The organism is Marinomonas sp. ATLA20 (genome assembly GCF_057180105.1).
Genome location: NZ_JBXUKU010000009.1, coordinates 87,013 through 111,985, shown reverse-complemented (window position 1 = coordinate 111,985; position 24,973 = coordinate 87,013). Strand labels below are relative to the sequence as shown.

The following is a 24,973-nucleotide window of genomic DNA, read 5'->3' as shown; positions in this document are numbered from 1 at the left end:
AACTACAAGCAAAACGTATTACGCGTTTTTGCGCGGTGCTCTTGGACGACGCTCACCACCGCGATTTGCATCACGATCACGACCGCCACCAGAACCACCACTTGGACGACGACGCTCACCACCATTAGATGGACGACGATCACCGCCACCAGCTGGACGCTTACGAGTTGAAGGTGCTGCTGCACGCTTATTTAACTCTTCTGCATTGTCTAGCTTAGCAATGTCAGTACGTTGACCACAGATACGAGTCTTACCTAATTTACCTAGTGCATCAGAGCTTAGGTTTGAAGGTAGATCCACTGTCGCGAAATCTTCATAAATTTCGATATGGCCAATGTAGCGGCTTTCAATATCAGCTTCGTTAGCAATCGCACCAACGATATTGCCTGGCTTAACACCATCACTGTAACCAACTTGAACAACATAACGTGTCATAGAGGTATCAGGATCGTCTTTCAGCGGCATAGCTTCAGCTGTCACCGGGCGAACTTTACGTTCACGAGGAGCTCGGTCTCCACGATCACCACGATCTGGACGATCGCCACGATCTTCACGACGCTCTCTGCGCTCTTGACGAACTTCCATCTCAGACAACAACAAAGGCGTTTTGCCTTGAGCCATATGAGCCAAAGCGGCCGCCATTTTTAGTGGATCAACTTCGTTTTCTTTCTGGTAGCTTTGAACAAGCTCAAGGAAGAAATCAAGGTTTTCGTTATCCATCGCATCAGTAATGCTCTGCTTGAAACGATTAACGCGATGCGCATTAATATCTGAAGCCGTTGGCAATGTCATACTTTCGATTGGCTGACGAGTCGCACGCTCAATGGCTTGCAACATACGACGCTCACGGTGAGCAACGAATAAAATCGCTGTACCTGAACGACCAGCACGACCAGTACGACCGATACGGTGAACATAAGATTCAGTGTCGTATGGAATGTCATAGTTAACAACGTGACTTACACGCTCTACGTCCAAACCACGCGCAACAACGTCAGTCGCTACAAGAATGTCAATTTGACCTTTCTTGATACGATCAACCGTACGTTCACGCAAATTCTGGCTAATGTCACCATTTAAGGCTTCACAAGCGTGACCACGAGCCGTTAGCTTCTCAGCCAATTCGACGGTAGCCGCTTTTGTACGAACAAAGATGATCATGCCATCGTGTTCGTTCATTTCAAGAATACGAGTCAAAGCGTCTAGCTTATGCAGACCGCTCACTGGCCAGTATTTTTGAGTAATCGTCATCGCCGTAGAAGTTTTTGTAACAATTTTAACTTCTTTAGGATTGTTCAAATGACGGTTAGCCACTTGACGAATCACTGGAGGCATAGTCGCAGAGAACAAAGCGATTTGACGAGTTGGTGGTGTTTGCTCAAGAATCCATTCGACATCGTCGATGAATCCCATGCGTAACATCTCATCCGCTTCATCAAGAACTAGGGCTTTAAGGCCATCTAGTTTCAATGTTTTACGGCGAATGTGGTCCATAACACGACCAGGCGTACCAACAACAACCTGAACGCCACGCTTTAGCTGACGAAGTTGTGTGTCGTATGACATGCCGCCGTAAATTGGCAAAACATGAAAATCTGGAAGGTTACGAGCGTAACTTTGAAATGCTTCAGAAACCTGAATAGCAAGTTCACGAGTTGGAGCCAGTACAAGTAATTGTGTCGTTTTATCTGTAACATCAATGCGAGACAGTAACGGAAGCGCGAACGCCGCTGTCTTACCAGTACCCGTCTGCGCTTGCCCCAAAAGGTCACGACCTTCTAATAGATATGGAATACTTTGCGCTTGGATAGCAGATGGTTGCTCGTAACCTAAGTCAGCAACCGCTTTAAGAACAGGGGCGATTAGACCCAACGAATCAAATGTAGGCTGAGTATCAGCATCAGACATGTAAATTAGTACCTTTTTTTGGTGAGGATAAGGCCTGTAATCATTTACATGCCTTAATGAAATTCTCTAGAAATTCTCGGAGGAAAAACTGATGGCGAAGTATATACAATAAAACGAAAATAAGCTAGGCCAGATTGAAAATAAGATTGGCGTCCTTGCGACGCCAATTATTTATTAGTCCTTTGTATCGCTGTCCACTTTGGAGTCAATCATCACAGCCAACCAGTGCATTTTCGGGTTTGCCTCAAAAGCCAACTTCATAATGATGGTCAAAGGAATCGAAAGTAGCATACCAACAGGACCAAACACCCACCCCCAAAGCAGTAAAGATAAAAATACCACTAAGGTAGAAAGCCCGAGTCCGCGGCCCATATAGCGTGGTTCAATCACATTACCAACGATCAAATTCACAATTAAAAACACACCGGCAACCAAGCCAGCCGATAAACTACCAAGCTGAACAAACGCGAGCAAAACCGCCGGAACCGCCGCGATAATAGAGCCAATATTCGGCACGAAATTTAAAAGAAACGCACATACGCCCCATAAAATAGGAAAATCAACACCCAACACCCACATGAAAAAAGTGATTAAGACACCCGTTAACATACTAAGTAAGGTTTTTATCACCAAGTAACGATTGACCGATTGAATAAAGGAATCAAACTTACCCATCGATTTTGAGGTATCGCTAAAGGCTAAAGACAGCTTTTTAGGCAACTCAACTGCTTCAAATAAAATGAAGATAACAATCATCACCACTAAAACCAGGTTAGTCAGTGCACTTCCAAGCCCTCTCAACGCATTCGCTACCATTTGCATTAATGCGGAAGGATCCACATAACCTTTCACTTGATCATAAGATATGTGCAGCCCCAATTGATTAATCACTTGTATTAAATTGGAGACCTCTTCGCCAAAGCGTTTTTTGTATGTCGGTAACTCATTGGAAAAATTATCCAACGAGGCGCCAACCAATACCGCAATAGAACTGATTCCTACTAATATAACGAAAACAACCACCAAGATTGAAAGCCAAGTTGGTAAGTTTCGGCGCCGCAGACTGGACATCGCTGGGGCACAAATGATGGCAATAAAAACAGCCAGCATAAAAGGCACCACTATTTGAGAGGCTTCTTTTAGCGCGGCGATGATGATCACAAAGGCGGCAAAACCCACTAACCAATGGATGCCCTTATGCTGTTCACTCATATTAATTCCTTACAAAGGGATTGGATAAATACTTTGCGCATAATCTGCCAAGTCCTGAAGCATAATTTGTTTTGCTGGTGGCAAGTCAGGGGTTTGAGCGATGTGATTTAACCGTTCAAAATACTGCTCCATGTTGATAGAGCCTCCACCGTCTTTTTCAAGCAAACGAACCTGCCTATATTCTTCCCATTCGAATTGCTGCTGTTCCGTTAGTTGATCGGGGTAATTCCGCCCAATATAACGCATTAACATTTCAGGTAAACGACGATCATCAAACGACATGGCCAGCTCTGATAACTGATCAGCCGGAGTAGAACGAATCTTTTCCATTCTGACCTTATCTTCTCTTGAGAAAAAGCCTCCAGAATACAACATAACATCTGGGTCTTTATGTATTGGTCGATCTTCCTGAATGAAGACATCGCTTAGCTTAGCCGCTAAACCAGCATGCCCTTTGATGATGGCAAGATTATGACGGCACATTGAACCATCCAACTGGAGTCGTTTGACGACATCAGCATCTTTCAAAAAAGTCGCAGGCGCAACCGCAGGAGACTTATTATAATGAATTACCTTTAAAGGCAATCTTTCTAGATCGCCAAGCTCATCTTGACGAGTAAAGACTCGATGACGAATCTCTTCCACACTTAAATCAATCAGAGGCTGAGCATTTGCCATAAGGTCATATACAATCACGCCATTTTTATTGGTTGGATGCGGTGCAATGGGCACAACAAAAGCCGCGTAGTTTTTCGCCTGCCCAAACATGCCCGAGATATGCAGAAAAGGCTTTAATCGTGCGATATCAATAAACTGCTGTAGCTCATGTTTTTGGCGCATTTTAAAATAATAAGCGAACAATTTAGGCTGCTTATCGCGAATCAGCTTAGCAATTTCAATGGTTCCATATACATCAGATAGCGCATCATGAGCTTGCTCGTGAGCAATGTCGTTTGCCTTTGTGAGCGCTTCCAGCTTCATTGAAACTTGACCCTCTTCGTTCTTCGGCCAAACAATTCCTTCTGGACGCATTGCGTATGTCATGCGCACTAGATCAATCATGTCCCAGCGAGAACAATTGTTCTGCCACTCTCTGGCATAAGGGTCAATAAAGTTACGATAAAAGCCATAACGAACCACTTCGTCATCAAAACGAATGGTATTGTATCCCAGAGCGCAAGTACCAGGTTGCGAAAGCTCAGCTTCTACTGCTTGCATAAATTCAGCTTCACACAAGCCTTCTCTATTCGCATCTTGAGGGCTAATTCCTGTCAGCAAACACGCTTCTGGTTGAGGAAGCACATCTTCCGCTAGGCGGCAGTAAAACATGATAGGCTCGCCAATGGGGTTAAAATCAAGATCGGTTCTAATCCCCGCAAACTGCATGGGACGATCTCGCGCTGGGTCCGTTCCGGTTGTCTCAAAATCAAACCAAAAAAATGAAGTGGGGCCCGATGAAGTCACAAATAATTCCTGTAAGCCGTTAAATAAAAAGGTATTATACGCACCTTGGCGTGTATTTGGCGATGAGAGGAGTATATCTATGCCAGTCCCAGTAATTTGTCCATGCGGAACCGGAAGCCCATATGAGATGTGTTGTGGCATGTATCACAACAATCCTGGCACCGCCCCTACTGCAGAAACACTAATGCGTTCACGTTATACCGCTTTTGCTATCGGTGAATTTGAATACATTGCTGCCACGCAAAAATTAAAAGACGAGCCTTATCAAAACACCGCTGATATCCAAGACAGTAATGAACATACCAAATGGATAAAGCTCGAAATCAACGCCACAGAAGATGGCTTAGAGAAAGACAAAACAGGCGTTGTTGCCTTCTCTGCACACTTCAAAGAAGGCAAACACATTGGCCGTTTGAGCGAACGCTCTATATTTAAGAAAGTGAAAGGCCAATGGTTTTATATCTCTGGCGAGCACGATGTTGAGAAAAACACCCCATTGGTTAACTCTGACGCGATGAAAATAGGCAGAAATGACCCATGTTTGTGTGGGTCTGGTAAAAAATTCAAGAAATGCTGCGCTGTAGCTTAATCTAGTCGACAGCGTCCCATTTTTCTTTTATCTCTCTCAGCTCATCTTCAATCGATAAGAAAGTACGCACTAGCTCTGGATCAAAGTGCGTACCAGCCACTTGTTGGATATGCGCAAACGACTCTTCTATCGTCCAACTTTTTTTGTAAGGACGTTTCATAGTTAATGCATCAAATACATCGGCCAAGGCAACAATTCGAGCGGATTGAGGTATCTCTTCACCCTTTAATTTTGATGGGTATCCTTCGCCATCCCACTTTTCGTGGTGACCTAGTGCGACTTCGGCGGCCAACTTAAATAATGGGGCCTCCCCTCTTATTAATATCTCATACCCAATAACCGTATGTTGACGCATTACCACCCATTCATCATCCGTTAACTTATTTGGTGATTTCAAAATACTGTGAGGGATACCAACCTTACCTGTATCATGCATAGGGGCCGCAAGCTTTAGTAACTCAACCTGTGATTCTTCCCAGCCTACCGCCCTAGCCAATGCCGCACAGTAATCTGCCATTCGCCACATATGCACACCAGTATCGGTGTCATTAAGCTCACTTACCGCACCAAGCATACCAATGGCAGATTCCAGCGCCTCATCAAGCTCTCTGGTTCTATCATCGATAATTTGCTTGTTTCTTAGGTTCTCGGCCGCCAATTTTAAATGAGTAGACACTCGAGCAAGCGTTGTCAGTGGTGTTATTGGTTTAGTAATGAAGTCCACACACCCAACATCAAACCCCTTCTGCTCTTGCTGAGGATCGGTCATCGCCGTTAAAAAGATGACCGGAATATCTTGTGTTCTTGGATTCGATTTCAATCGTTCACACACTTCAAAACCATTCATGTCAGGCATCATAATGTCTAGTAATATGATATCTGGTAAGGATCGGTCCACAATATCTAGCGCCAACATTCCGCATTTAGCCACTTGAACTTGGTAATGCTCAGATAATATATTTTTTAGTAAATCAATATTTCTAGGCACATCATCAACAATCAGCACACGCTTGTTTTTTGAGACTGTTTGGCTTTTTACTTTATGCTCATTGATCAATTGCTTCTCCCTCTAAACTCACTGATACAAGGCTACGTTTAAAAGCCTTCACTTTCCTTATTGCGTCTTGGTAGTCATAAGACGAAATGTCTTCCAAGGCGGACTTTAAAAAATGCACACCGTCATTATCTAAAGCATCCTCAATAATGTTTCGAATCAACATTTCAGATGCTGAATCTCCATTTTCCAATAAAGACTCTAACCTCTCAATGACAGGCCAAAGCGGCGTCAAATCATTGCCATTTTGGCAAGATGGCTCTTTAGATAATGCATTAAAGCGATACTTCACGATCCAGAATTCAAGTTTCTCAATCAAAAGATATGGATCTAATGGCTTAAACAAAACATCATCGATGCCTATCTGACTTAAACTCTCTAACTTTAAACTTAATGTATCCGCTGTTAAAAAAAGAATAGGTGGTTTTTTACCACATAAGGAGCTATAAATTTTTTCGCTCGCTTCATAGCCATCCATTATAGGCATTCTAATATCCATTAGAATTAAATCATAAGTCCCTGCCAGAGATTTTTCATACGCCTCTTTTCCATTTTCAACCCAATCTACAGACGCCCCTAGCTTTTCAATAATCGCTTTCACTATATTGGCGTTGATTTTATTATCTTCAGCTAACAAAATCGTTTTACTTTTGAAAAAATTCTTATTATCCGAAGCAACGTCAAAAGACTTTCTATTCTTTGCCCCTTCTTCACCTGAGCTTAAAGCGACTATTTTTTTATGTATATTCGACGGTGTAACAAGCCCTGTCATTAAAAAATTGGACACACCTAAATCACGACCCTCTAAGAATAGAATACGATTTTCAAAACCTTTTAGTTGCTCAGAAACCGTGCCAGTATCGGCCAACCAATGACCTCCAGCAATGATTGACAGTTGCGATTCACCTAGGTCAGATAGTTTTAATGAAGTGATATGATTAACATTTAGGTCTGAAAGCAATGAGGCTATTTCAGCATCATCTTCAAGAATAGTCACATGTTCTGAATGCAATAAATCCGTTTCCGAATCTGGATGGTAAGGAAGCTTAATCGTAAAAATACACCCCTCATTTAACACACTTTTGAAAGAAATATGACCACCAAGCAAGCCAACAAGTTTTTGGGTAATACTTAATCCCAAGCCTGTACCACCATACAATCTTGTTGTACTACTGTCCGCTTGTTTGAATACATCAAATACATCAACACCGTCAGGTATGCCACTCCCTGTATCCTGAACCTCAATGACAATCTCTTGCGTTTTTGACAGATATACTTTTACTCTGACTGAACCCAGATCCGTAAACTTAATGGCATTACCAACCACATTCACTAAGATTTGCTGAAGCCTTGTTTTATCACCAATCAATTTATCATTGAGGCTAAAATCACGACAAATCATAAAATCTAACTTTTTAGATTGGGCAAGATTTTCCCCAGTCTGGTAAACATACTCAAGTACATCATCTAAACTGAACGATCTATTTTCTAAGTCTACTTTGCCTGATTCAATTTTTGAATAATCTAAAACGCTATTAATAATTAACAACAAACCATCAGCCGACTGCTGAATTTTAACAACTTTCTCTCGATGTTCATCAGCTAAATCAGCATCTAATAATAAATAACTGAAACCAACAATAGCATTCATTGGTGTACGAATCTCATGGCTCATCGTTGCTAAAAATTCCGATTTTACTTTTAGAGCTTCTTCCGCTGAAAAAACGGCGTTCTCTAGCTCTTTAGCTAATTTTTGAGATTTTTCAAAAGATTTTTTAGCAATTTTCAACTGATTAAAAAGCATTACTATGATAAAAAACATAGTGATGGTTAATAAAGCAATTAACGAACCTAAATAAAGGAAAAGTGCTAGACTGTCACCTCTCTGCTCTACCTTATTCTTTGACCTAGATGTCAATGTACTTAATACAACACCTTCTGTTTCTTTTAATAAGAAATTGCTTCTATCCAACAAATTCTCAATATTTATTAATGATTTCTCAACAAAAAGGAGGCGGTCAATCTCCGTCACTTCACTCTTAAGAGTCTTCATCAATTGATCAGAATTATCCAGTCGATCAAACAAAACTCTTAGCTGACCTTTTTCTAAAATATTTACGCGACTATAGAGAATGTCGAAGCGCATTCTCGCTTCATTAAGGCGATCATCACTAAAATCATCTTCGAGTAACTTCAGTGAATTTCTGAGTTTTAGCGTTTCTCTATCTAATTGGTAAGCAGCCCAGAGTGCATCTTCTTCTACAGCAGACAGCATGATTTTTTGACGGTCGACCAATTCGGTAAAAATCAATATAGCGGCCCCCATAAAAATGAACGCAGCAACCGCCAACAAAAGAAAGGGTGATGATTTCTTTTGTTGGCGGTTCACAATAGAAGATTTAGGCAAGCGCATAATAAAACTTACTCAACGTTTATCGACTTTATTTGCCATACAGACCGATTGTGAATCACTTCGTTATTTAAGTTAGGCTCATCACTGAATGGATAAAGCAGAAAGATGGGGCCTTTATCCCTTACACTCATCACCTTACCATTCATTTCCATCGCGAGAATCACATCGTACTCTTCACCATCTTTCCTTGGCACTTCAGCACTGTAATCATTTAATGCGGTTACTGATAGCTCATCTGTCTTTGCGCCCACCGCGGCCATTACAGAACGCAATAAAGGCCCACGATACAAATCAACGCCCTCACTCCAAGGTGTCATAGTACGCTGATTCATCACTTCTAAGTTCATCAGCATATCGCGGTCAAATTCTGCTTTATTTCCATCAGCATTAGTGTTGGTGATATTTCCAGTAATCGTAAGAATTACCGTTCCCGTTGGTTTAGATAAATCATCCGCTTGCAAATTAGTAAATCCAAACACTCCAAATAACACCATTCCAATGACGAAATACGACTTCATTCCAAACACCTCAAGATGGATTAATATCAGTGCAGTATAGTAAAAGGATTAGCGATATTCGCTGGTCATTTACGAAACGACACGCTTTCTACACCTAGAAAAACAAAGGCAGCACAATAGATACAAAAAAAGCTGCAAATGCAGCTTTTTTTGTAGTAAAAACTTATTACTAACAATCAATTAAGGTACGGGGTGACCTTGAGAAGCAATCCAAATCCTAAACCAATCATCATCACTAAGCTGTGTTGACATTGCGTCTACTGCGACAGCTAAACGATCAATCTTTCCAGACCCCATTACAGGACAAATGCCAGCCGGATGACGCAATAACCAAGCAACTACAATTTGATCAGCAGTACAGTTTTTATCTTGAGCTAACTCACCCAACACAGCTTGAACACGTTTAGCTTTCTCACTGGTTCCAGAAAACAGCTCGCCACCAGCAAAAGGCGACCATGCCATAGGCGTTACCGCATGCTGTTGCACATGATCTAATGTGCCATCTTCAAAGTGCTGCAACGCAAGTGGTGACAATTCCACCTGATTGATGATCAAAGGCGCATCAAGCCGAGACTGCAACAAGTCAAATTGACGAGAAGTAAAATTGGACACGCCAAAGTGTTTAACTTTACCGAGTGTAAATAACAAATCAAACGCCTGTGCGACCTCATCCGCATCCATCAAAGGGCTTGGACGGTGTAATAACAAAGTATCGATATATTCACACTGCAAATTTGCCAAAGATTGATCGACACTCGCCAATATGTGTTCAGCGCGATAATCATATCGATGCACCTGAATATTAGGACGATTATCCGAAGGCAGCAAGATTCCGCACTTAGTGATGATTTCCATCTTATCTCGCAAAGCGGGTTTAAGCTTTAGTGCCTCGCCAAACAAAGCTTCACACTGATAACCACCATAAATATCCGCATGATCAAACGTCGTTACACCAAGATCTAAACACGCTTCTATAAAGCCTAGTGTTTCTGAAGAATTCATATTCCATTCTTCTAGCCGCCAAAAGCCTTGAGCGATACGTGACCCTTCAAAACCAAGGGGATGATACTGATGTCTCATGGAGATTTCCTCTGCGTCATTATTTTATTGCCAATCATTCTAATGGAGACCTTTTAATAAAAAAACAGCAAACTCAGTGAACACGCATAACTGACAGGAAACATCATCGAAGGTATACTATTACACATTCAAGACTGACCTCTAAGCAAGAGCGACGCGACCACCTACAACGGACAAATTGCGGACAATATGGAACACTTATAATTTACACGCAGCGACACATCAGTAAGCACAAAAGCGAAACAATAAACACAACACCACTGTGATGGACTTAATAATGAATTCAATGACGCTAGGCCCTCTTTCCAAAGCCAATGGAGAGATCCAAATTCCGGGTTCCAAAAGCCTTTCAAACCGCATTTTATTGTTAGCAACGCTAGCAAAAGGCACCACAAAAATCACCAATCTACTAGACAGCGACGACATTCGCCGCATGCTAGAAAGCCTAACTAAATTAGGCGTCAACTATTCTCTAGAAGATAACGGCACAACCTGTGTACTGGAAGGCCTTGCTGGCCCGATTCAAGCAGATTTCGGTGACTTATTCCTTGGTAACGCAGGTACTGCAATGCGCCCTTTGGCTGCAGCACTTTGCCTAGGAAAAGGTGAGTTTCATCTGCATGGTGAGCCACGCATGCACGAACGCCCAATTGGCGATCTTGTCGATGCATTGCAAGCATTGGGTGTCGACATCGCTTACGAAGGCGAAAAAAATTACCCTCCACTGCGCATTAAAGCCAACGGACTATCTGGCGGCGAAGTGTCTATTAAAGGCAACATCTCAAGCCAATTCCTAACAGCTATTCTAATGAGCGCGCCATTAGCAGAAGGCGATCTCACCATCAAAGTCGATGGCGAGCTGGTTTCCAAGCCATACATCGATATCACTTTGCACACTATGAAGCAGTTTGGTGTCGAAGTAGAAAACCTGAATTACCAAGCATTTGTGGTAAAAGGTCAGCAAACTTACCAAAGCCCAGGTGAAATCATGGTCGAAGGTGATGCCTCTTCTGCGTCTTACTTCTTGGCAGCGGCCGCTATTGCAGGTGGAAAAATTAAAGTCCACGGTGTAGGCACAGACAGCGTACAAGGCGACGTAAAATTCGCCGATGTATTAGCGAAAATGGGGGCGAACATCACTTACGGCCCGACTTGGATAGAAGCCGAACACAACGAACTTAACGGCATTGATATGGACATGAACCACATCCCAGATGCGGCAATGACCATAGCAACAACAGCCCTATTTGCCAAAGGCCCAACGACCATTCGCAACATTTATAACTGGCGTGTGAAAGAAACCGACCGTTTGTATGCAATGGCGACCGAGCTTAAAAAACTCGGAGCAGACGTGATTGAGGGCGAAGACTTCATCACAGTCACGCCAGTAGAGAAACTACAGCATGCTGCTATTGACACGTATAACGATCACCGCATTGCTATGTGTTTCTCGTTGGTTGCCTTTTCAGATACGCCAGTGACTATCAACGATCCGGGCTGTACATCAAAAACCTTCCCAACCTATTTTGAACTGTTCAACACCGTTGCGAGCTAAGTTTTTAAAAGGCACAAACCTTCTTAAAATCCACTTGATTGAACAAAAATAGTAAAAGCCAAATCCCTATCAAGGATTTGGCTTTTTTTGGTCAAAAAAAAGCCCCAGCATTTCACTGCTGGGGCAAGGCTCTCAATACAAAGGGAAACGTATCAATGAAATCTTAAGACTGTGGTTGTGCTGGTGTTTCAAGTTTTTCGATCTGTTGTGGGGTTAACAGTGCATACAAACCTGCACGGTTTTTTGCATAAGTAATGGTTAAATCTTCTGTAAGCTCACCGCTTTCCTCAGCGAGGTCATCAACTTTATCCATGTAGCTTTTTGAACTTGGGGACAAGCTGCTTAACTCAACTTGAGTACTATGTAGCTGCTCTTGAATTTTACGGATCGCCTTACCGTCTTTTTCAAAAAGGTCAGACACTTTTGCTTGCGTTTTCTCATCTAAACCAAGCTGCTGAGCCATGCGGCTAGCAAGTTGCTCATGACTTGGAACGGCATTAATTGGAGCTTCCTGAGCGGCTTGGCCTTTAGCAACATCACCTTCGGGTGATTTTGTTTCAGCATAAGCACTAACGGCTACACCGGTTATAATCGCGGCACTCAAACCGATAACACCCATCATTCCTGCTTTTTTACGATTAAACATAGTTGGCTCCTTAAGCTCTATTTCCTGTTTGGATGAAATCTATTATGTCTATTTCTATGTCAAACAGTGTCAAAGAGAGTGAATCGAGATGCACAACTTGTCATGAGAGCGTAAGGGAAAGTGCGCATTCACGAATTTTGCCTATTAACCGAGTAAGCCCGAACATATTCTTAGAAGTAGTAATGAATTGCTTGACGCTTCATCCACTTTTTACCCATTTGAAAGCGCAGGGTCCCAGTCTTTCCAAACCACTTCGCGCCCCTGCTGACGAATCATCGCCATAATTTCCGTAACTGGGCGATCATCACTGATCTCAAATTGTTCCAGAGCCTCTTGAGAATCGTCCGCATAACCGCCAGGTTGCGTTTTAGATTCCGCACTCATAGTAGTAAAGCCCATACGCACAGCATGATGGCGAAATTCAGGGGATTCGCGGGTAGACAAGCTCATCTCTAAGTCCCGATCAAACAAGCGCCACGCCGCAACAAGTTGAACCAACTGACGATCCGAGATGACAGATTTAGGAACAATACCGCCTTCACAAGGGCGAATACGCGGAAACGCCACGCTAAATCGGCTGCTCCAGTAACGCTTTTGCAAATGCCGAAGATGATGCGCCATCATCACGGAGTCCGTGCGCCAATCCTCCAAGCCAAGTAACACACCCAAGCCAATTTTATGAATACCCGCTTGCCCGATTCGATCTGGCGCGTCGAGACGATAATTAAAGTTGGATTTATTGCCACGTAAATGATGTTCAAGATAGGTTTTACGTCGATAAGTTTCTTGATAAACCAGCACGCCATCTAAGCCAATATCCTGCAGTCGCTTATATTCGCTAGCATCCAATGGCTGCACTTCCATCGAGAGCTGACTAAAATGCGGTTTGATAAGCGGAATCATGCGCTCAAAGTAAGGCATAGAGACTTTATTGGTTTCTCCTGTCACCAGGAGAATATGATCAAAGCCTTTATCTTTAATCGCCGCGACTTCTTTTTCTAGCTGAGCTTCATTTAAAGTGAGACGCTTAATCGCATTGCTCATAGAAAAACCACAATAGGTACATTCATTCGCGCACGTATTAGACAAATACAAAGGTGCAAACAAACTCACCGTATTGCCAAAGCGCTGCAAAGTAAGCTGTTCGCTTTTCGCCACCATTTCCAGCAAATACGGCTCTGCGACAGGGGAAATCAAGGCTGAAAAATCTTCCACATCCAATTTGCTTTTGCTCAAGGCCCGCAACACATCTGGCTCTGTTTTTTCTTGATGCGACCGTGTTACTTCCTGCCAATCGGCATTTTCAACAAACTCGCTGAATTGACCTTTCGTAGCAGGGCTTTGTTCAAGCATGCGAATTTTTTGACTGACTTCTTCCATCATGACAGAGCCCCAATGAAGTCCGTCAAAGGACTGGTGGCATTCGCCTGAACTCGCTTTTCACCCAAGCCCGATTCATAAGCCATTCGCCCTGCTTCCACAGCAAGCCTGAAGGCCTTGCCCATTTGAGCCGGTTGCTTAGCGACGGCCATGGCCGTATTTACCAACACCGCATCGGCACCAATTTCCATCGCTAAAGCAGCATCAGATGGCGCACCAATCCCTGCATCCACAATCACTGGCACCCTACTTTGCTCAATGATAATTTCCAGAAAAGGACGACTCGCCAACCCCATATTGGAACCAATAGGCGACCCCAGCGGCATGACACATTGACAGCCTACTTCTTCTAATCGCTTACAAAGCACAGGGTCGGCATGAACATAAGGCATCACCACAAAGCCTTTTTTGATCAACTCTTCAGCGGCCAATAGGGTTTCCATACCATCTGGCATCAAATAACGCGGATCAGGATGAATCTCCAACTTCACCCAATTGGTTTCTAATGCCTCACGAGCAAGTTCAGCGGCAAATACCGCTTCTTTCGCGGTGCGCGCACCAGACGTATTAGGCAATAATTTCATCCCCTGTTGCAGCAAAGGCTGAAGAATGTTGTCCGTCTGATTTTTTAAATCCATACGACGTAACGATAACGTGACTAACTCACTCTCACTAGCGTTTAAAGAATCCATCATGGCATCGGCACTGGCGTACTTGCCAGTTCCGGTAAAAAGCCGAGAATGAAATTCGTGTCCAGCAATAAATAAAGACGACATATTAGCCTCCTGCAATCGATTCAAAAATAAATACCTGACTCTGCTCATTCAGCTCCGTACTAGACCACAAGCTTTTTGGCACCACTTGCTGGTTAATCGCAATGGCAATACACTGCTCGCTTTTGCCTAATTGAGTAAGCAAATCTTGGAGCGTCTCTCCAACAAACTCATGAGACGCATCGTTCAACATAATCTTCATTGCTCGCCTCCTTTATTTCTTTGAGTGTTCGAGTGCTGTTCAAACGACCTAATGAGTAATTGTGTCGCTGCTTCTGGATCAATCGCTTTAGTGATGGCTGTCACCAAGGCAACACTATCGACGCCCGTATGCGTAACGCTCGGCAATCTCTCGGCATTGATACCACCAATGGCCACAGTCGGAAACGCGCCTTTTAATAAAGTTGCGTAATGGACCAGTCGACTTAAGCCTTGTGGCTGAGATGGCATATCTTTGGTTTGTGTTGGAAAAATATGACCCAAAGCAATGTAGCTTGGTTGGATAGATTGAGCTCGAGCAATTTCATAGTAGCCATGGGTACTGATGCCGAGTCGCAGCCCTGCAGCTTGGATTTTCGCTAAATCCGCCATCTCCAAATCTTCCTGACCGAGATGAATGCCATAAGCGCCAAAAGCGATGGCCTGCTGCCAATAGTCATTAATAAAGACTTGCGCGTCGTACTCTTTACCCAAGGCAATCGCCTGTTGGATTTTACTTTCTAGATCTGCGTCGTCAGGGTCTTTGATGCGCAACTGAGCGATTTTCACGCCTTGCTTTAACACTCGTTCCAACCAATCCACAGAATCAACAACGGGATACAAGCCCATTTTTTTGAGGTCCATCTTGGCAAAAGGCAGCGTTGTTGAAGCCTTTGTGTTCATGTTTGGTGAAACAATCGCTGGAAGGTTTTCAATCTGAAGCGGCCAACCAGGTCGACCCAATGAACCAGTTCCTTTGCCTATTTGCACGCCTGTTTTCAAGGCTCCAGTGATATAAGCTTGCGCCATAGTCATCGCATCTAAAAGATCGTAGCCATGAGCGATAAAGCCAGCCAGCGCTATCGACAAGGCGTTGCCTGTGCCACGGGTGTTTTGTACAACCAGTCTTTCGCATGCGAAACCAATGATAGAATCCCGGTTCACTAGCCAGCCTGTTGCCTTCTCTGAATCTAATTGACCTGATTTCAGCAACCAAGCACACTTGGACGACGATAAATACGCAGCCAACTGACCTTGTATATCAACCACTGACTGTTGAGCTGATAAACCTGTCAGCCGTTCAAACTCCATCAAATTGGGTGTAATGACATCCACATAAGGCAGCACTGATTCCAATAAAGACGCTGCGACTGAGTCTTGCTGCAACAGGTTTCCCGACTCGCAGCTCGCCGCTATTACGGGATCAAAGACAACCAACACAGTAGGAAAGTCTGCTTTAATACGCTTCAACCAAATCGAGCAGGCTTTTACTATCTCAATGGATGGTAGCAAGCTCACTTTAATAGCATCTGGCGGTACGTCGTCGAGCAAGGTTTGCCACTGCTCATCGAACATGGACAAAGAAACAGGCTCGACGATGCGCACTTCTTTGGAGTTTTGCGCTGTGATGCAAGTGACGATGGTTTGCACGTGGCAACCTAAATCTTGCCCTGTGTGTAAATCCACTTGAAGTCCAGTGTGGGCGGACGAGTCCGACTCGCCCACGCACCAGACCACAGGAGGTTTTATAGACATATATCCTCCTTTCGCTTACAGCGATTCTTCTTTTGATTTATTTGACGTTAATTTATCTGTGGTTAACTTATCTGTGGCTAAGTAGACATCACTGCCTAGTTCACGAAAATGCTCAGACATTTGCTGCATACCGGTGTTCGCTTCTAAAGCACTCACATCGATTGCCTGTGTGCCTTCTAACTCTTTTGCACTCTCTAGCCCTTTTGCATAGTCGCGAACTTCTTGGGTGATTTTCATCGAACAGAATTTTGGCCCGCACATGGAACAGAAATGCGCAACTTTACCAGAGGCCTGCGGCAATGTTTCATCGTGATAAGAACGGGCGGTTTCAGGGTCTAACGACAGGTTGAACTGATCTTCCCAACGAAACTCAAACCGTGCTTTCGATAAGGCGTTGTCTCGAATTTGCGCCCCAGGATGACCCTTGGCCAAATCCGCTGCATGAGCTGCGATTTTATAGGTAATTAAGCCTTGCTTAACGTCTTCTTTGTTTGGCAACCCAAGATGCTCTTTTGGCGTCACGTAGCACAACATGGCACAGCCATACCAACCGATTTGCGCTGCCCCAATACCAGACGTGATGTGATCGTAACCCGGAGCAATGTCTTGTGTTAATGGCCCTAACGTGTAAAAGGGTGCTTCGTGACAATGCTTCAGCTGCTCGGTCATATTCTCTTCGATAAGCTGCATTGGCACGTGCCCCGGCCCTTCGATCATCACTTGCACATCGTACTCCCAAGCGATTTTTGTCAACTCGCCCAAGGTGCGAAGTTCCGACATTTGTGCTTCGTCATTGGCATCCATGATAGACCCCGGACGCAAGCCATCACCAAGCGACAAGGCCACATCGTATTGCGCGCACAACTCACAAATCTCGCGGAAGCGCTCGTACAAGAAGCTTTCTGTATGGTGCGCCAAACACCATTTCGCCATGATAGAACCACCGCGAGACACGATGCCCGTCAGGCGTTTCGCCGTCATGGGCACATAGCGCAGCAAAACGCCGGCATGAATAGTAAAGTAATCCACGCCCTGCTCCGCTTGCTCGATCAAGGTATCGCGAAACACGTCCCAGTTAAGATTTTCGGCCACGCCATCGACTTTTTCCAAAGCTTGATAAATAGGTACGGTGCCAATTGGCACGGGCGAGTTACGCAAGATCCATTCACGCGTTTCATGAATGTTTTTACCGGTCGATAGATCCATCACAGTGTCTGCGCCCCAACGAGTTGACCACACCAGTTTTTCTACTTCTTCTTCAATGGAAGACGTCACGGCAGAGTTACCAATGTTGGCGTTCACCTTCACTAAAAAATTACGACCAATGATCATGGGCTCAGATTCTGGATGATTAATGTTGTTTGGAATGATGGCGCGACCTCTTGCCACTTCATCACGAACAAACTCTGGCGTAATGCGTGTTTGTAGATTCGCCCCAAAGCTTTGACCTGGGTGCTGCTTCAATAATAATTCGCTCTTGATTGCATCAATATTTTGATTTTCACGTAAAGCGATGTATTCCATTTCTGGCGTAACAATACCTTGTCGAGCGTAATGCATTTGCGTCACACACTTGCCTTGGCGCGCTTTGCGTACTTTAGGTAACTCTTTAAAACGCAATTCATCCAGAGCCGAGTTTTCTAAACGTGATTGCGCAAATTCTGACGACACACTGGGCAACACCTCGGAGTCATTGCGCTTGTCGATCCAAGAAGCACGCATTGGCGCCAAACCACGATACACATCGATATTTTCGTGCGGATCCGCATATGGACCAGAACAATCGTAAACATAGATGGCTTCATTGGGTTCGAAAGTCAGGTTATCTGGATCAGAACCAATCGGTGTATCGGTTAAGTTGATCTTACGCATAGGAACGCGAATCGAATCGTCTGATCCGCTCAAATATATGCGCTCAGACGCTGGAAAAGGCTTGGCTTGTAATGATTCGATAAAAGACTTGGCGGCTTGGCGCGTTTCTTCTCGAGTCTGTTTTTTAGACAATTTGCTTGGTTTTTTTTGAGGTTTATTCGTAGTCGACATAGCACTTCCCTTATTTAAAAAATGGAGAATTGCTTGTCTGGGGTGCTGTTTTACAGGCAAACGCACTACTGGCGTTAATTTGCAAAACATGAACCCTGAATTTTATTAGGAAAGGATGCTGTAGACATATGACCGCATCGATTCCATAAAAATCAGGAGTTCATTCGATGCAGAAAAGAAAAATAGAGACTTTCTTGTTTCCTACGCGGGTATTAGCCCGATCAGGTTCTGCGGATCCCGCATTTAATTATGCGATCTCAGCCAAATGGCACTCCGACAAGTAGGGCTGAGTATACCCAGTCTTATCGGAATGTAAACACCCACATTTTCAGCAAGTGTTTGAGGAACCAATCAACGAAAAACTACTCGGCTTGCATTTCCAGCGCCATTTTATAGAGGTAATTTTTCTTCTCACCCGTTAATTTCGCCGCCATAGCTGCCGCTTGCTTAACCGGTAAATCTTCTAGCAAAATCGTCAGAATACGCTTCGCTTCTAATTCGGCTTCATTACCGCTCTCTTGCGTAAAACTCAGCATAACGACAAACTCACCACGCATTTGGTTAGCATCTGCATCGAACTTGGCAAGTATTTCAGAGGCCGTTCCGGATAAAAATGTCTCAAATGTTTTCGTTACTTCCCGTGCTAAAACCAGCTGAGCATCCTCACCATAGACTTTTTGTACATCCGCAATGGAGTCATAAACTCGGTGAGTAGATTCATAAAAAACCACGGTGCCAGTTTGCTTCTTCCAAGATTCAAACAAGTCACAACGACCTTTGGATTTAGCAGGAACAAAGCCAGCAAAAAAGAACTGATCGGTAGGCAAACCAGAAGCACACAATGCTGAAATCAACGCGCAAGCACCAGGGATCGGCACGACTTTATGACCTTGCTCTCGTAATGCATGCACCACGTGATAGCCAGGATCTGAAATAAGTGGCGTACCCGCATCAGAGACTAGGGCAACATTTTTGCCTTCCTCTAGTAAGCTGGCAACGTAGTTAGCTTTATCTTTTTCATTGTGATCGTGAATTGAAAATAGCTTAGCTTCAATCGCAAAATGATTGAGCAAGCGGCGAGTGTGTCGAGTGTCTTCTGCGGCTATATAGTCTACATCGCGTAAAGTTTGCTCTGCTCTCTTACTGAAATCATCTAGATTGCCAATTGGAGTGGCAACTATGTACAGCGACCCTCTCGCATCATCAGAACTATGTGGTACCATGTTGCCTCTTTTATTTGTCATTTTATAAGCTTATGAGCCTAATTAATTACCGCATCATATCATTAACTCTTTGTACTTTTCTGCTAAGCGCCTGTAATTCCATGAATTTAAATATGGAGCAGCCACAAAACAGGGTCCAAGCAAAAAATAGCGGTTCACAAGAAAGAACTTTGCCGCCTAGTATTTATCACCCAAAAAAAACAACCGATGTTTCCAAAGCGCTGGCCGATGCTTACCTCTCTGCCAAAAATCTGTATGAGCAAGGTGAGTTTCAACAGGCCATTGATATTTTAGAAGACAAGCTTTTAACAACGCCTTCTTCTATTCAATTTGAAGCCTATTTATTAGCTGCTTTGTCTGCGTCTTACCTAGATGATTCAATTGAATCTAAAAGCTATCTAGAGCAAGCGAATCAGCTTATTGCTGCGCGCCATCCGGACAATCAAAATAAACTTAAAGAAACAAGAGCATCCATCCTTGAACATTTTGGAAATTGGCTAGAAGTCGTCGACCTTCGCATGGATTTAACCTACAACCTTCCTCTTAACGAAGGCGAAGAAAATCAAGCAAAATTATGGATGGCGATCCAAAACCTGACTCAAAATGAAGTGGACGAATTATTTCAGCAGCAAAAGCCTCTACTTAATGGCTGGCTTACAATCAGCAGCATATTAAGAAATCAAACCCTGTCCATTGAACAACAACTTAAGATGTTCAAAAAGTGGCAAGCTGAAAATCCAAATCACCCAGCCGCCCTTTCGCCACCACAAGATTTTGAAATAATGGCTTCCGTTGAACAGATGGCGCCTAAAAAGATCGTCTTGATGTTACCAATGAGCGGGAAGTTAGAACGCGCATCCCAAGCTATTGTTGATGGCTTCTTTGCCTCTTTCTACAAGCAAAATCAAGCTAGGCCAGAAATTCATGTCGTCAACGTTGATGACTATGCGACTATCCAAGAAGCACTCAACGCAGCCAACGAGCAACAGCCTGACGTCATTATTGGACCTTTGCAAAAAAACAACGTTGCTCAAGTAAGTCGCCTAGAGTTACCTTACCCTGTTATCGCGCTTAATCAGCTCGATATTAATCAGCATCCTAAAAATCTGTATCATTTCTCTTTAAATGCTGAAGATGAAATACATGAACTCATCGCCTTTGCCAAACAAGAAGGGGCAACCAAAGCCGCCATTTTAAGCACACAAGATACTTGGGCTCTAAAACAAAGCGATGAATTTCGTGCTGAAGCCGCCAAAGAAAATGTCACTATCACATCCAATCAGTCTTACGCGAACACCCCACGAGGCAGACAAGATGCGATTCAAAAATTACTATTGGTCACCGAAAGCTATGCTCGCAAGAGATCTATCGAAAAATGGATTGGAACCAACGTAGACAGCATAGCAAGGTCTCGTGAAGATTTAGATTATGTCTATTACATTGGCAAACTCAATGATGCCAAACAAATTAGACCGCTTTTAGATTTCTATTTCGCTGACAAAATACCTATGTTAGCCAGCAGCACTTTGAATGACAGCGCACCCGAAAGATCAACAAAACCAGAAGACATAGAACGCATACTATTCACTGAAGCACCGGCCCTTACACCAAAGAACACTTCACTTGAAGTTTTGCCTAAAAATCAGAGTTCAAATATTTTACGCAGACTACAAGCGCTAGGAGCTGACTCGTACTTATTGGCAAATAAATACCAGCTGTTCACATTGCTTCCAAGCACTAAAATTTCAGCAAATACTGGCATTATCACCATGGATGAAAATGGCATATTTCATAAAAGACCTGAAATCATGACTTACCGAAAAGGAAATTTGGTATATGCGAGCAGTCAGCAGTTTTTTGAACAAAAGGAAAAAGCCGAAAAATAACGGCGAGAAAGCAGAACAAGCAGCCGAAGCCTTTCTATTAGAGCAAGGGCTTCGGTTTGTAGAAAGAAACTACTTCTGCCGTATCGGGGAAATTGATTTAATCTTTAAAGATCAAAACACCTATGTTTTTGTAGAGGTTCGCTTCCGAGCAAACAATGCCCATGGAAGTGCCGCTGAAAGCCTCGGGCAATCAAAGCTTAAAAAAGTTCGCAATAGCGCTGCTTTATGGCTACAAAAGAACAATAAAGTAAACAATGCAAGTCGCTTCGATGCGATATTATTTGACGAAAAAATAGACTCTCAACATTTAACTTGGCTTAAAGCAGTATTTTAACCACTATGGATTTTCAAGAAGCAATCTACACACAATTTGCCCAGAGTTTTGAAGCACAACAACAAGCTCTGGAAAGCTTACCGCCTTACATTGAACATGCTGCAAAAGTGATTTTTTCAAGCATTGCGTCTGGCGGGAAAGTCATTTGCATCGGCAACAGTACTGGCTCTCACCTATCTCAGTATTTCAGTACATTGATGCTGGACAGAATGGACAGAGAGCGCCCTGGCCTACCCGCTATTAATTTAAGTGGTGAAGGCTCCGCACTATTAGCCATTACCCACAACGATAGCTACCACGACGTCTTCTCAAAGCAGATCACGGCACTTGGCAATCAAGGTGACATATTGTTCGTCATTGCAAACAGAGGCAACACCTCTCCCATAATACAAGCGATACAAGCAGCCCACGAGCGAAAAATGAGCATAGTCGCGCTGACTAGCCCAGAAGCTAAAAACGTCTCTTCACTGACCTCACAAGACGACACAGAGATAAAAATCAATCTACTCGGTACCGCCAGAGTTCACGAATGCCAACTTAGCGTCATTCATATTTTAGTTGACCTACTTGAGCGCCAACTATTTGGCTACGAAGACTAGGTTTAATCCAATACAAAAACTTAAGACAAAAAAGCCGCTCGAGAGCGGCTTTTTTCTTCTGGAAAAGCAATAGCAAGATGTTTAGCTATGCTTTATTTCACAACTTTTAGTTGGAAACCTTTTTTAGGCTCTGGTGGCGTCGGAGTGGGCTCATCAAGAAACTCCTCATCCGGAAACACAAAACCATCACCATTCTCTTTTGCGTACAAAGCAAGGGCCGCTCGCATAGGAACATAAACCTGCATGGGCCGACCACTGAAACGCGCCTCAAATGAAACCGCCTCTTTATCCATGATCAAATGACGGACAGCAGTCATACCAATGTTTAATACTATCTGACCATCTTTAACGAATTCGGTAGGCACCACGACATCTTTCTGCTCAGCATCAACCAACAAATAAGGTGTCATATCATTATCAGCAACCCAAGAATAAGCCGCATTTAATAAATAAGATCTCTTCGGTAACATTTTATCTCCTACCCAATAAATATTTTGTAAAAAAAAGGAGCTATAAGCTCCTCTTTTACTACTTAACCAAACCGAGATAAAGCCTCAGCTTAGTCTAAACGCATTTCTTGTTCTGCTTCGGAAAGACTTTCTTGGAAAGACTCACGAGCAAAAACCAGATCCATATATTTGTATAAAGCTCTTGCTTGATCTTTAGGAATCTCAACACCTAAAGCAGGCAAACGCCACAAGATCGGAGCCAAACAACAATCTACGATAGTAAACTCATCGCTCATGAAATAAGGTTTTTCTTCGAAAATTGGCGCAACATTCAATAAACCTTCACGCAATTCTTTCTGCGCTTTAGCTACAGCTTCTTTGTCTTTACTTGTAAGAATCAAGTCAACTAGTTTCGCCCAGTCACGCTGAATACGATACATAAACAAACGGCTTTCAGCACGAGCAACAGGATATACAGGCAGCAACGGTGGATGTGGAAAACGCTCATCCAAATATTCCATCATCACATTTGGCTCATAAAGAACCAAGTCACGATCGACTAACGCTGGTAGTTCATTATATGGATTAACATCCGCCAACTCGTCTGGCTTATTAAACGGGTCTACATCTATGATGTCCACTGTGACGGCTTTCTCAGCCAATACAATACGAACTCGATGGCTGTAATGATCTTCTCCATCAGAGAAGAACGTCATTGAGGAGCGCTTTGCAATAACACCCATGTCTAACCCCTATATTGAAAATATCTACATCCCCTTCAAAGGAGGGGACAAACTATATTATGATGACGAAGTAACAAAAATATTACACGATATCGCCAACACAGAAAATCGTTCATGGAATATTTACTTACGTACCTTTCATCAAACAAGGCTTTAACTTATCGCTTGGCGGTCTATACAGAAAAACCTTCAAACCCAACTATCAAGCAATACGCAGTAAACTAAAAACACAACTCTAAACCATGAATTTCAGAGTTCATCTATTGTAACATTATTTCTAAACAATTTTTCTTAGAAAAATCATTTTGTTGCAAGAATTCTACAACCTGCTTTATTTCAAGCAAAAAAAACGCTTGGCGAAAACACCAAGCGTTTTGATAATAATTCCAAAGCGAAAATTAACGCTTAGAGAACTGAGGACGACGACGTGCTTTGCGTAGACCAACTTTCTTACGTTCAACTTCACGAGAGTCGCGTGTAACGAATCCTGCAGAACGTAGAGTACGACGTAGAGTCTCATCGTATTGCATCAATGCGCGTGTGATACCGTGACGGATCGCACCAGCTTGACCAGAGATACCACCACCTTTAACAGTGATGTAAACGTCAAATTTTTCAGTAGCGTTAACAAGTTCAAGAGGCTGACGAACAACCATTTGAGCCGTTTCACGACCGAAGTACTGAGAAAGAGTACGGTTATTGATAACTAGGTTACCAGAACCCGCTTTAAGGAACACACGAGCGGTAGACGTTTTACGACGACCTGTACCGTAGTATTGAGTAGCTGACATAATGATCTTCCGTATTAAATGTTAAGGGCTTGAGGCTGTTGAGCAGCATGTGGATGCTCAGTACCAGCGTACACTTTCATTTTCTTGTGCATTGCACGGCCCAAAGGACCTTTTGGCAACATACCTTTTACGGCGATTTCAAGAACGCGCTCAGGAGCGTGATCAATCAACTTCTCGAAATTCATAGAACGCAAGCCGCCTGGGTAACCAGTATGGCGGTAGTATTGTTTAGCAGCTGCTTTGTTACCTGTAACGTGAACTTTCTCAGCATTGATAACAACGATGTAATCACCAGTGTCAACATGAGGAGTGTATTCCGCTTTATGCTTACCGCGAAGACGGCGAGCAATTTCAGTAGCCAAGCGACCTAGAGTTTTGCCTTCAGCATCAACCACGAACCAGTCGCGGCGAACTTCAGCAGGTTTAGCTGTAAAAGTTTTCATGAAAAAACCCTATCAATATGCGTGTTCAATGACACGCTATACCTATTATTATTGGTTGGCCGAAAGCAAAGCTTTCGATCAACGTACACTTACCTTTAAAAAGGCGAGCGAAGTATATACCAACCTAACAAAATAT

23 protein-coding genes and 1 riboswitch are annotated in these 24,973 nt (G+C 43.3%); of the genes, 5 read left to right on the top strand and 18 right to left on the bottom strand.

Translation table 11 applies throughout. From position 1 onward, the window contains the following. Nucleotides 1-18: 18 nt before the first annotated feature. The 3 genes from AC2A4J_RS15290 to sbcB form a co-directional block, all read right to left on the bottom strand. Nucleotides 19-1,908: a DEAD/DEAH box helicase gene (locus tag AC2A4J_RS15290; RefSeq protein WP_255824811.1), complete on the bottom strand. Its 1,890-nt coding sequence runs from the start codon at nucleotides 1,906-1,908 to the stop codon at nucleotides 19-21. A gap of 174 nt (nucleotides 1,909-2,082) precedes the next feature. Further along, nucleotides 2,083-3,120, bottom strand: a complete 1,038-nt coding sequence (locus AC2A4J_RS15285) for an AI-2E family transporter (RefSeq protein ID WP_255824813.1) — start codon at nucleotides 3,118-3,120, stop codon at nucleotides 2,083-2,085. 9 nt (nucleotides 3,121-3,129) lie between these two features. Further along, a complete protein-coding gene (gene sbcB / locus AC2A4J_RS15280; RefSeq protein WP_484176642.1) occupies nucleotides 3,130-4,584 on the bottom strand; it encodes an exodeoxyribonuclease I in 1,455 nt (484 codons plus the stop codon). Between the two features lie 79 nt (nucleotides 4,585-4,663). Here sbcB and AC2A4J_RS15275 point away from each other — a divergent pair, with 79 nt between their 5' ends. Beyond that, nucleotides 4,664-5,173 carry a YchJ family protein gene (locus tag AC2A4J_RS15275; RefSeq protein WP_484176641.1) on the top strand — a complete coding sequence of 170 codons (510 nt, stop codon included), beginning with the start codon at nucleotides 4,664-4,666 and terminating at the stop codon, nucleotides 5,171-5,173. A 1-nt stretch (nucleotide 5,174) separates the two neighbouring features. Here AC2A4J_RS15275 and AC2A4J_RS15270 read toward each other — a convergent pair whose 3' ends face one another. The 4 genes from AC2A4J_RS15270 to AC2A4J_RS15255 form a co-directional block, all read right to left on the bottom strand. Further along, nucleotides 5,175-6,230, bottom strand: a complete 1,056-nt coding sequence (locus AC2A4J_RS15270; RefSeq protein ID WP_484176640.1) for an HD domain-containing phosphohydrolase — start codon at nucleotides 6,228-6,230, stop codon at nucleotides 5,175-5,177. Then, a complete protein-coding gene (locus AC2A4J_RS15265) occupies nucleotides 6,220-8,640 on the bottom strand; it encodes an ATP-binding protein (protein ID WP_484176639.1) in 2,421 nt (806 codons plus the stop codon). Before AC2A4J_RS15265 ends, AC2A4J_RS15270 begins: the two co-directional genes overlap by 11 nt. An 8-nt stretch (nucleotides 8,641-8,648) precedes the next feature. Further along, nucleotides 8,649-9,158 carry a putative pterin-binding protein gene (locus AC2A4J_RS15260; protein WP_484176638.1) on the bottom strand — a complete coding sequence of 170 codons (510 nt, stop codon included), beginning with the start codon at nucleotides 9,156-9,158 and terminating at the stop codon, nucleotides 8,649-8,651. A 180-nt stretch (nucleotides 9,159-9,338) separates the two neighbouring features. Next, entirely contained in the window at nucleotides 9,339-10,238 is a 900-nt protein-coding gene (locus AC2A4J_RS15255) for an aldo/keto reductase (RefSeq protein ID WP_484176637.1), read from the bottom strand. Between the two features lie 277 nt (nucleotides 10,239-10,515). Between AC2A4J_RS15255 and aroA the strand changes: the two genes are divergently transcribed. Continuing rightward, on the top strand, nucleotides 10,516-11,793 hold the full coding sequence (gene aroA / locus AC2A4J_RS15250; RefSeq protein WP_484176636.1) for a 3-phosphoshikimate 1-carboxyvinyltransferase: 1,278 nt from the start codon (nucleotides 10,516-10,518) through the stop codon (nucleotides 11,791-11,793). Nucleotides 11,794-11,956: 163 nt separating this feature from the next. On the opposite strand, the gene AC2A4J_RS15245 is transcribed toward aroA, so the two are convergent. The 7 genes from AC2A4J_RS15245 to rsmI all read right to left on the bottom strand — a co-directional run bounded on the left by AC2A4J_RS15245 (nucleotide 11,957) and on the right by rsmI (nucleotide 19,592). Then, nucleotides 11,957-12,439 carry a Spy/CpxP family protein refolding chaperone gene (locus tag AC2A4J_RS15245; protein WP_484176635.1) on the bottom strand — a complete coding sequence of 161 codons (483 nt, stop codon included), beginning with the start codon at nucleotides 12,437-12,439 and terminating at the stop codon, nucleotides 11,957-11,959. A 210-nt stretch (nucleotides 12,440-12,649) separates the two neighbouring features. Further along, on the bottom strand, nucleotides 12,650-13,822 hold the full coding sequence (gene thiH, locus AC2A4J_RS15240) for a 2-iminoacetate synthase ThiH (RefSeq protein ID WP_484176634.1): 1,173 nt from the start codon (nucleotides 13,820-13,822) through the stop codon (nucleotides 12,650-12,652). Then, nucleotides 13,819-14,595, bottom strand: a complete 777-nt coding sequence (locus AC2A4J_RS15235) for a thiazole synthase (RefSeq protein WP_484176633.1) — start codon at nucleotides 14,593-14,595, stop codon at nucleotides 13,819-13,821. The genes thiH and AC2A4J_RS15235 overlap by 4 nt, the downstream gene beginning before the upstream one ends. Before the next feature lies 1 nt (nucleotide 14,596). Beyond that, nucleotides 14,597-14,794 (bottom strand): sulfur carrier protein ThiS, encoded by a 198-nt coding sequence (gene thiS / locus AC2A4J_RS15230; RefSeq protein ID WP_484176632.1) that lies wholly within the window; start codon nucleotides 14,792-14,794, stop codon nucleotides 14,597-14,599. Continuing rightward, nucleotides 14,791-16,326 (bottom strand): thiamine phosphate synthase, encoded by a 1,536-nt coding sequence (gene thiE / locus AC2A4J_RS15225; protein ID WP_484176631.1) that lies wholly within the window; start codon nucleotides 16,324-16,326, stop codon nucleotides 14,791-14,793. The genes thiS and thiE overlap by 4 nt, the downstream gene beginning before the upstream one ends. Before the next feature lie 15 nt (nucleotides 16,327-16,341). After that, nucleotides 16,342-18,369 (bottom strand): phosphomethylpyrimidine synthase ThiC, encoded by a 2,028-nt coding sequence (gene thiC / locus AC2A4J_RS15220; RefSeq protein WP_484176630.1) that lies wholly within the window; start codon nucleotides 18,367-18,369, stop codon nucleotides 16,342-16,344. Between the two features lie 181 nt (nucleotides 18,370-18,550). Next, nucleotides 18,551-18,655, bottom strand: a riboswitch (TPP riboswitch). 76 nt (nucleotides 18,656-18,731) lie between these two features. Beyond that, a complete protein-coding gene (gene rsmI / locus AC2A4J_RS15215) occupies nucleotides 18,732-19,592 on the bottom strand; it encodes a 16S rRNA (cytidine(1402)-2'-O)-methyltransferase (protein WP_114412864.1) in 861 nt (286 codons plus the stop codon). Nucleotides 19,593-19,705: 113 nt separating this feature from the next. Here rsmI and AC2A4J_RS15210 point away from each other — a divergent pair, with 113 nt between their 5' ends. From AC2A4J_RS15210 to AC2A4J_RS15200, 3 genes are read left to right on the top strand one after another with little or no spacing between them, the layout of a single operon-like run. Next, entirely contained in the window at nucleotides 19,706-21,478 is a 1,773-nt protein-coding gene (locus AC2A4J_RS15210) for a penicillin-binding protein activator (protein WP_484176629.1), read from the top strand. After that, nucleotides 21,429-21,812 (top strand): YraN family protein, encoded by a 384-nt coding sequence (locus AC2A4J_RS15205; protein WP_255824837.1) that lies wholly within the window; start codon nucleotides 21,429-21,431, stop codon nucleotides 21,810-21,812. Before AC2A4J_RS15210 ends, AC2A4J_RS15205 begins: the two co-directional genes overlap by 50 nt. A 5-nt stretch (nucleotides 21,813-21,817) precedes the next feature. After that, a complete protein-coding gene (locus tag AC2A4J_RS15200) occupies nucleotides 21,818-22,411 on the top strand; it encodes an SIS domain-containing protein (protein ID WP_100188409.1) in 594 nt (197 codons plus the stop codon). A gap of 92 nt (nucleotides 22,412-22,503) precedes the next feature. Here AC2A4J_RS15200 and AC2A4J_RS15195 read toward each other — a convergent pair whose 3' ends face one another. From AC2A4J_RS15195 to rplM, 4 genes are all read right to left on the bottom strand, one after another. After that, nucleotides 22,504-22,881, bottom strand: coding sequence for a ClpXP protease specificity-enhancing factor (locus AC2A4J_RS15195; protein ID WP_484176628.1), 378 nt, complete (start codon nucleotides 22,879-22,881; stop codon nucleotides 22,504-22,506). Nucleotides 22,882-22,970: 89 nt separating this feature from the next. After that, entirely contained in the window at nucleotides 22,971-23,603 is a 633-nt protein-coding gene (locus AC2A4J_RS15190; protein WP_255829025.1) for a glutathione S-transferase N-terminal domain-containing protein, read from the bottom strand. Nucleotides 23,604-24,001: 398 nt separating this feature from the next. Continuing rightward, nucleotides 24,002-24,394 (bottom strand): 30S ribosomal protein S9, encoded by a 393-nt coding sequence (rpsI, locus tag AC2A4J_RS15185; protein WP_255829024.1) that lies wholly within the window; start codon nucleotides 24,392-24,394, stop codon nucleotides 24,002-24,004. A 14-nt stretch (nucleotides 24,395-24,408) separates the two neighbouring features. Then, nucleotides 24,409-24,837, bottom strand: coding sequence for a 50S ribosomal protein L13 (gene rplM / locus AC2A4J_RS15180; protein WP_113917669.1), 429 nt, complete (start codon nucleotides 24,835-24,837; stop codon nucleotides 24,409-24,411). Nucleotides 24,838-24,973 lie beyond the last annotated feature (136 nt).

What these genes read in the sequence shown, in the direction of transcription:
- AC2A4J_RS15290 (WP_255824811.1), bottom strand. Translation starts at nt 1,908, where the DNA reads ATGTCTGATGCTGATACTCAGCCTACATTTGATTCGTTGGGTCTAATC.
- AC2A4J_RS15285 (WP_255824813.1), bottom strand. Translation starts at nt 3,120, where the DNA reads ATGAGTGAACAGCATAAGGGCATCCATTGGTTAGTGGGTTTTGCCGCC.
- AC2A4J_RS15275 (WP_484176641.1), top strand. Translation starts at nt 4,664, where the DNA reads ATGCCAGTCCCAGTAATTTGTCCATGCGGAACCGGAAGCCCATATGAG.
- AC2A4J_RS15265 (WP_484176639.1), bottom strand. Translation starts at nt 8,640, where the DNA reads ATGCGCTTGCCTAAATCTTCTATTGTGAACCGCCAACAAAAGAAATCA.
- AC2A4J_RS15260 (WP_484176638.1), bottom strand. Translation starts at nt 9,158, where the DNA reads ATGAAGTCGTATTTCGTCATTGGAATGGTGTTATTTGGAGTGTTTGGA.
- AC2A4J_RS15255 (WP_484176637.1), bottom strand. Translation starts at nt 10,238, where the DNA reads ATGAGACATCAGTATCATCCCCTTGGTTTTGAAGGGTCACGTATCGCT.
- aroA (WP_484176636.1), top strand. Translation starts at nt 10,516, where the DNA reads ATGAATTCAATGACGCTAGGCCCTCTTTCCAAAGCCAATGGAGAGATC.
- AC2A4J_RS15245 (WP_484176635.1), bottom strand. Translation starts at nt 12,439, where the DNA reads ATGTTTAATCGTAAAAAAGCAGGAATGATGGGTGTTATCGGTTTGAGT.
- thiH (WP_484176634.1), bottom strand. Translation starts at nt 13,822, where the DNA reads ATGATGGAAGAAGTCAGTCAAAAAATTCGCATGCTTGAACAAAGCCCT.
- AC2A4J_RS15235 (WP_484176633.1), bottom strand. Translation starts at nt 14,595, where the DNA reads ATGTCGTCTTTATTTATTGCTGGACACGAATTTCATTCTCGGCTTTTT.
- thiS (WP_484176632.1), bottom strand. Translation starts at nt 14,794, where the DNA reads ATGAAGATTATGTTGAACGATGCGTCTCATGAGTTTGTTGGAGAGACG.
- thiE (WP_484176631.1), bottom strand. Translation starts at nt 16,326, where the DNA reads ATGTCTATAAAACCTCCTGTGGTCTGGTGCGTGGGCGAGTCGGACTCG.
- thiC (WP_484176630.1), bottom strand. Translation starts at nt 18,369, where the DNA reads ATGTCGACTACGAATAAACCTCAAAAAAAACCAAGCAAATTGTCTAAA.
- rsmI (WP_114412864.1), bottom strand. Translation starts at nt 19,592, where the DNA reads ATGGTACCACATAGTTCTGATGATGCGAGAGGGTCGCTGTACATAGTT.
- AC2A4J_RS15210 (WP_484176629.1), top strand. Translation starts at nt 19,706, where the DNA reads ATGGAGCAGCCACAAAACAGGGTCCAAGCAAAAAATAGCGGTTCACAA.
- AC2A4J_RS15205 (WP_255824837.1), top strand. Translation starts at nt 21,429, where the DNA reads ATGCGAGCAGTCAGCAGTTTTTTGAACAAAAGGAAAAAGCCGAAAAAT.
- AC2A4J_RS15200 (WP_100188409.1), top strand. Translation starts at nt 21,818, where the DNA reads ATGGATTTTCAAGAAGCAATCTACACACAATTTGCCCAGAGTTTTGAA.
- AC2A4J_RS15195 (WP_484176628.1), bottom strand. Translation starts at nt 22,881, where the DNA reads ATGTTACCGAAGAGATCTTATTTATTAAATGCGGCTTATTCTTGGGTT.
- AC2A4J_RS15190 (WP_255829025.1), bottom strand. Translation starts at nt 23,603, where the DNA reads ATGGGTGTTATTGCAAAGCGCTCCTCAATGACGTTCTTCTCTGATGGA.
- rpsI (WP_255829024.1), bottom strand. Translation starts at nt 24,394, where the DNA reads ATGTCAGCTACTCAATACTACGGTACAGGTCGTCGTAAAACGTCTACC.
- rplM (WP_113917669.1), bottom strand. Translation starts at nt 24,837, where the DNA reads ATGAAAACTTTTACAGCTAAACCTGCTGAAGTTCGCCGCGACTGGTTC.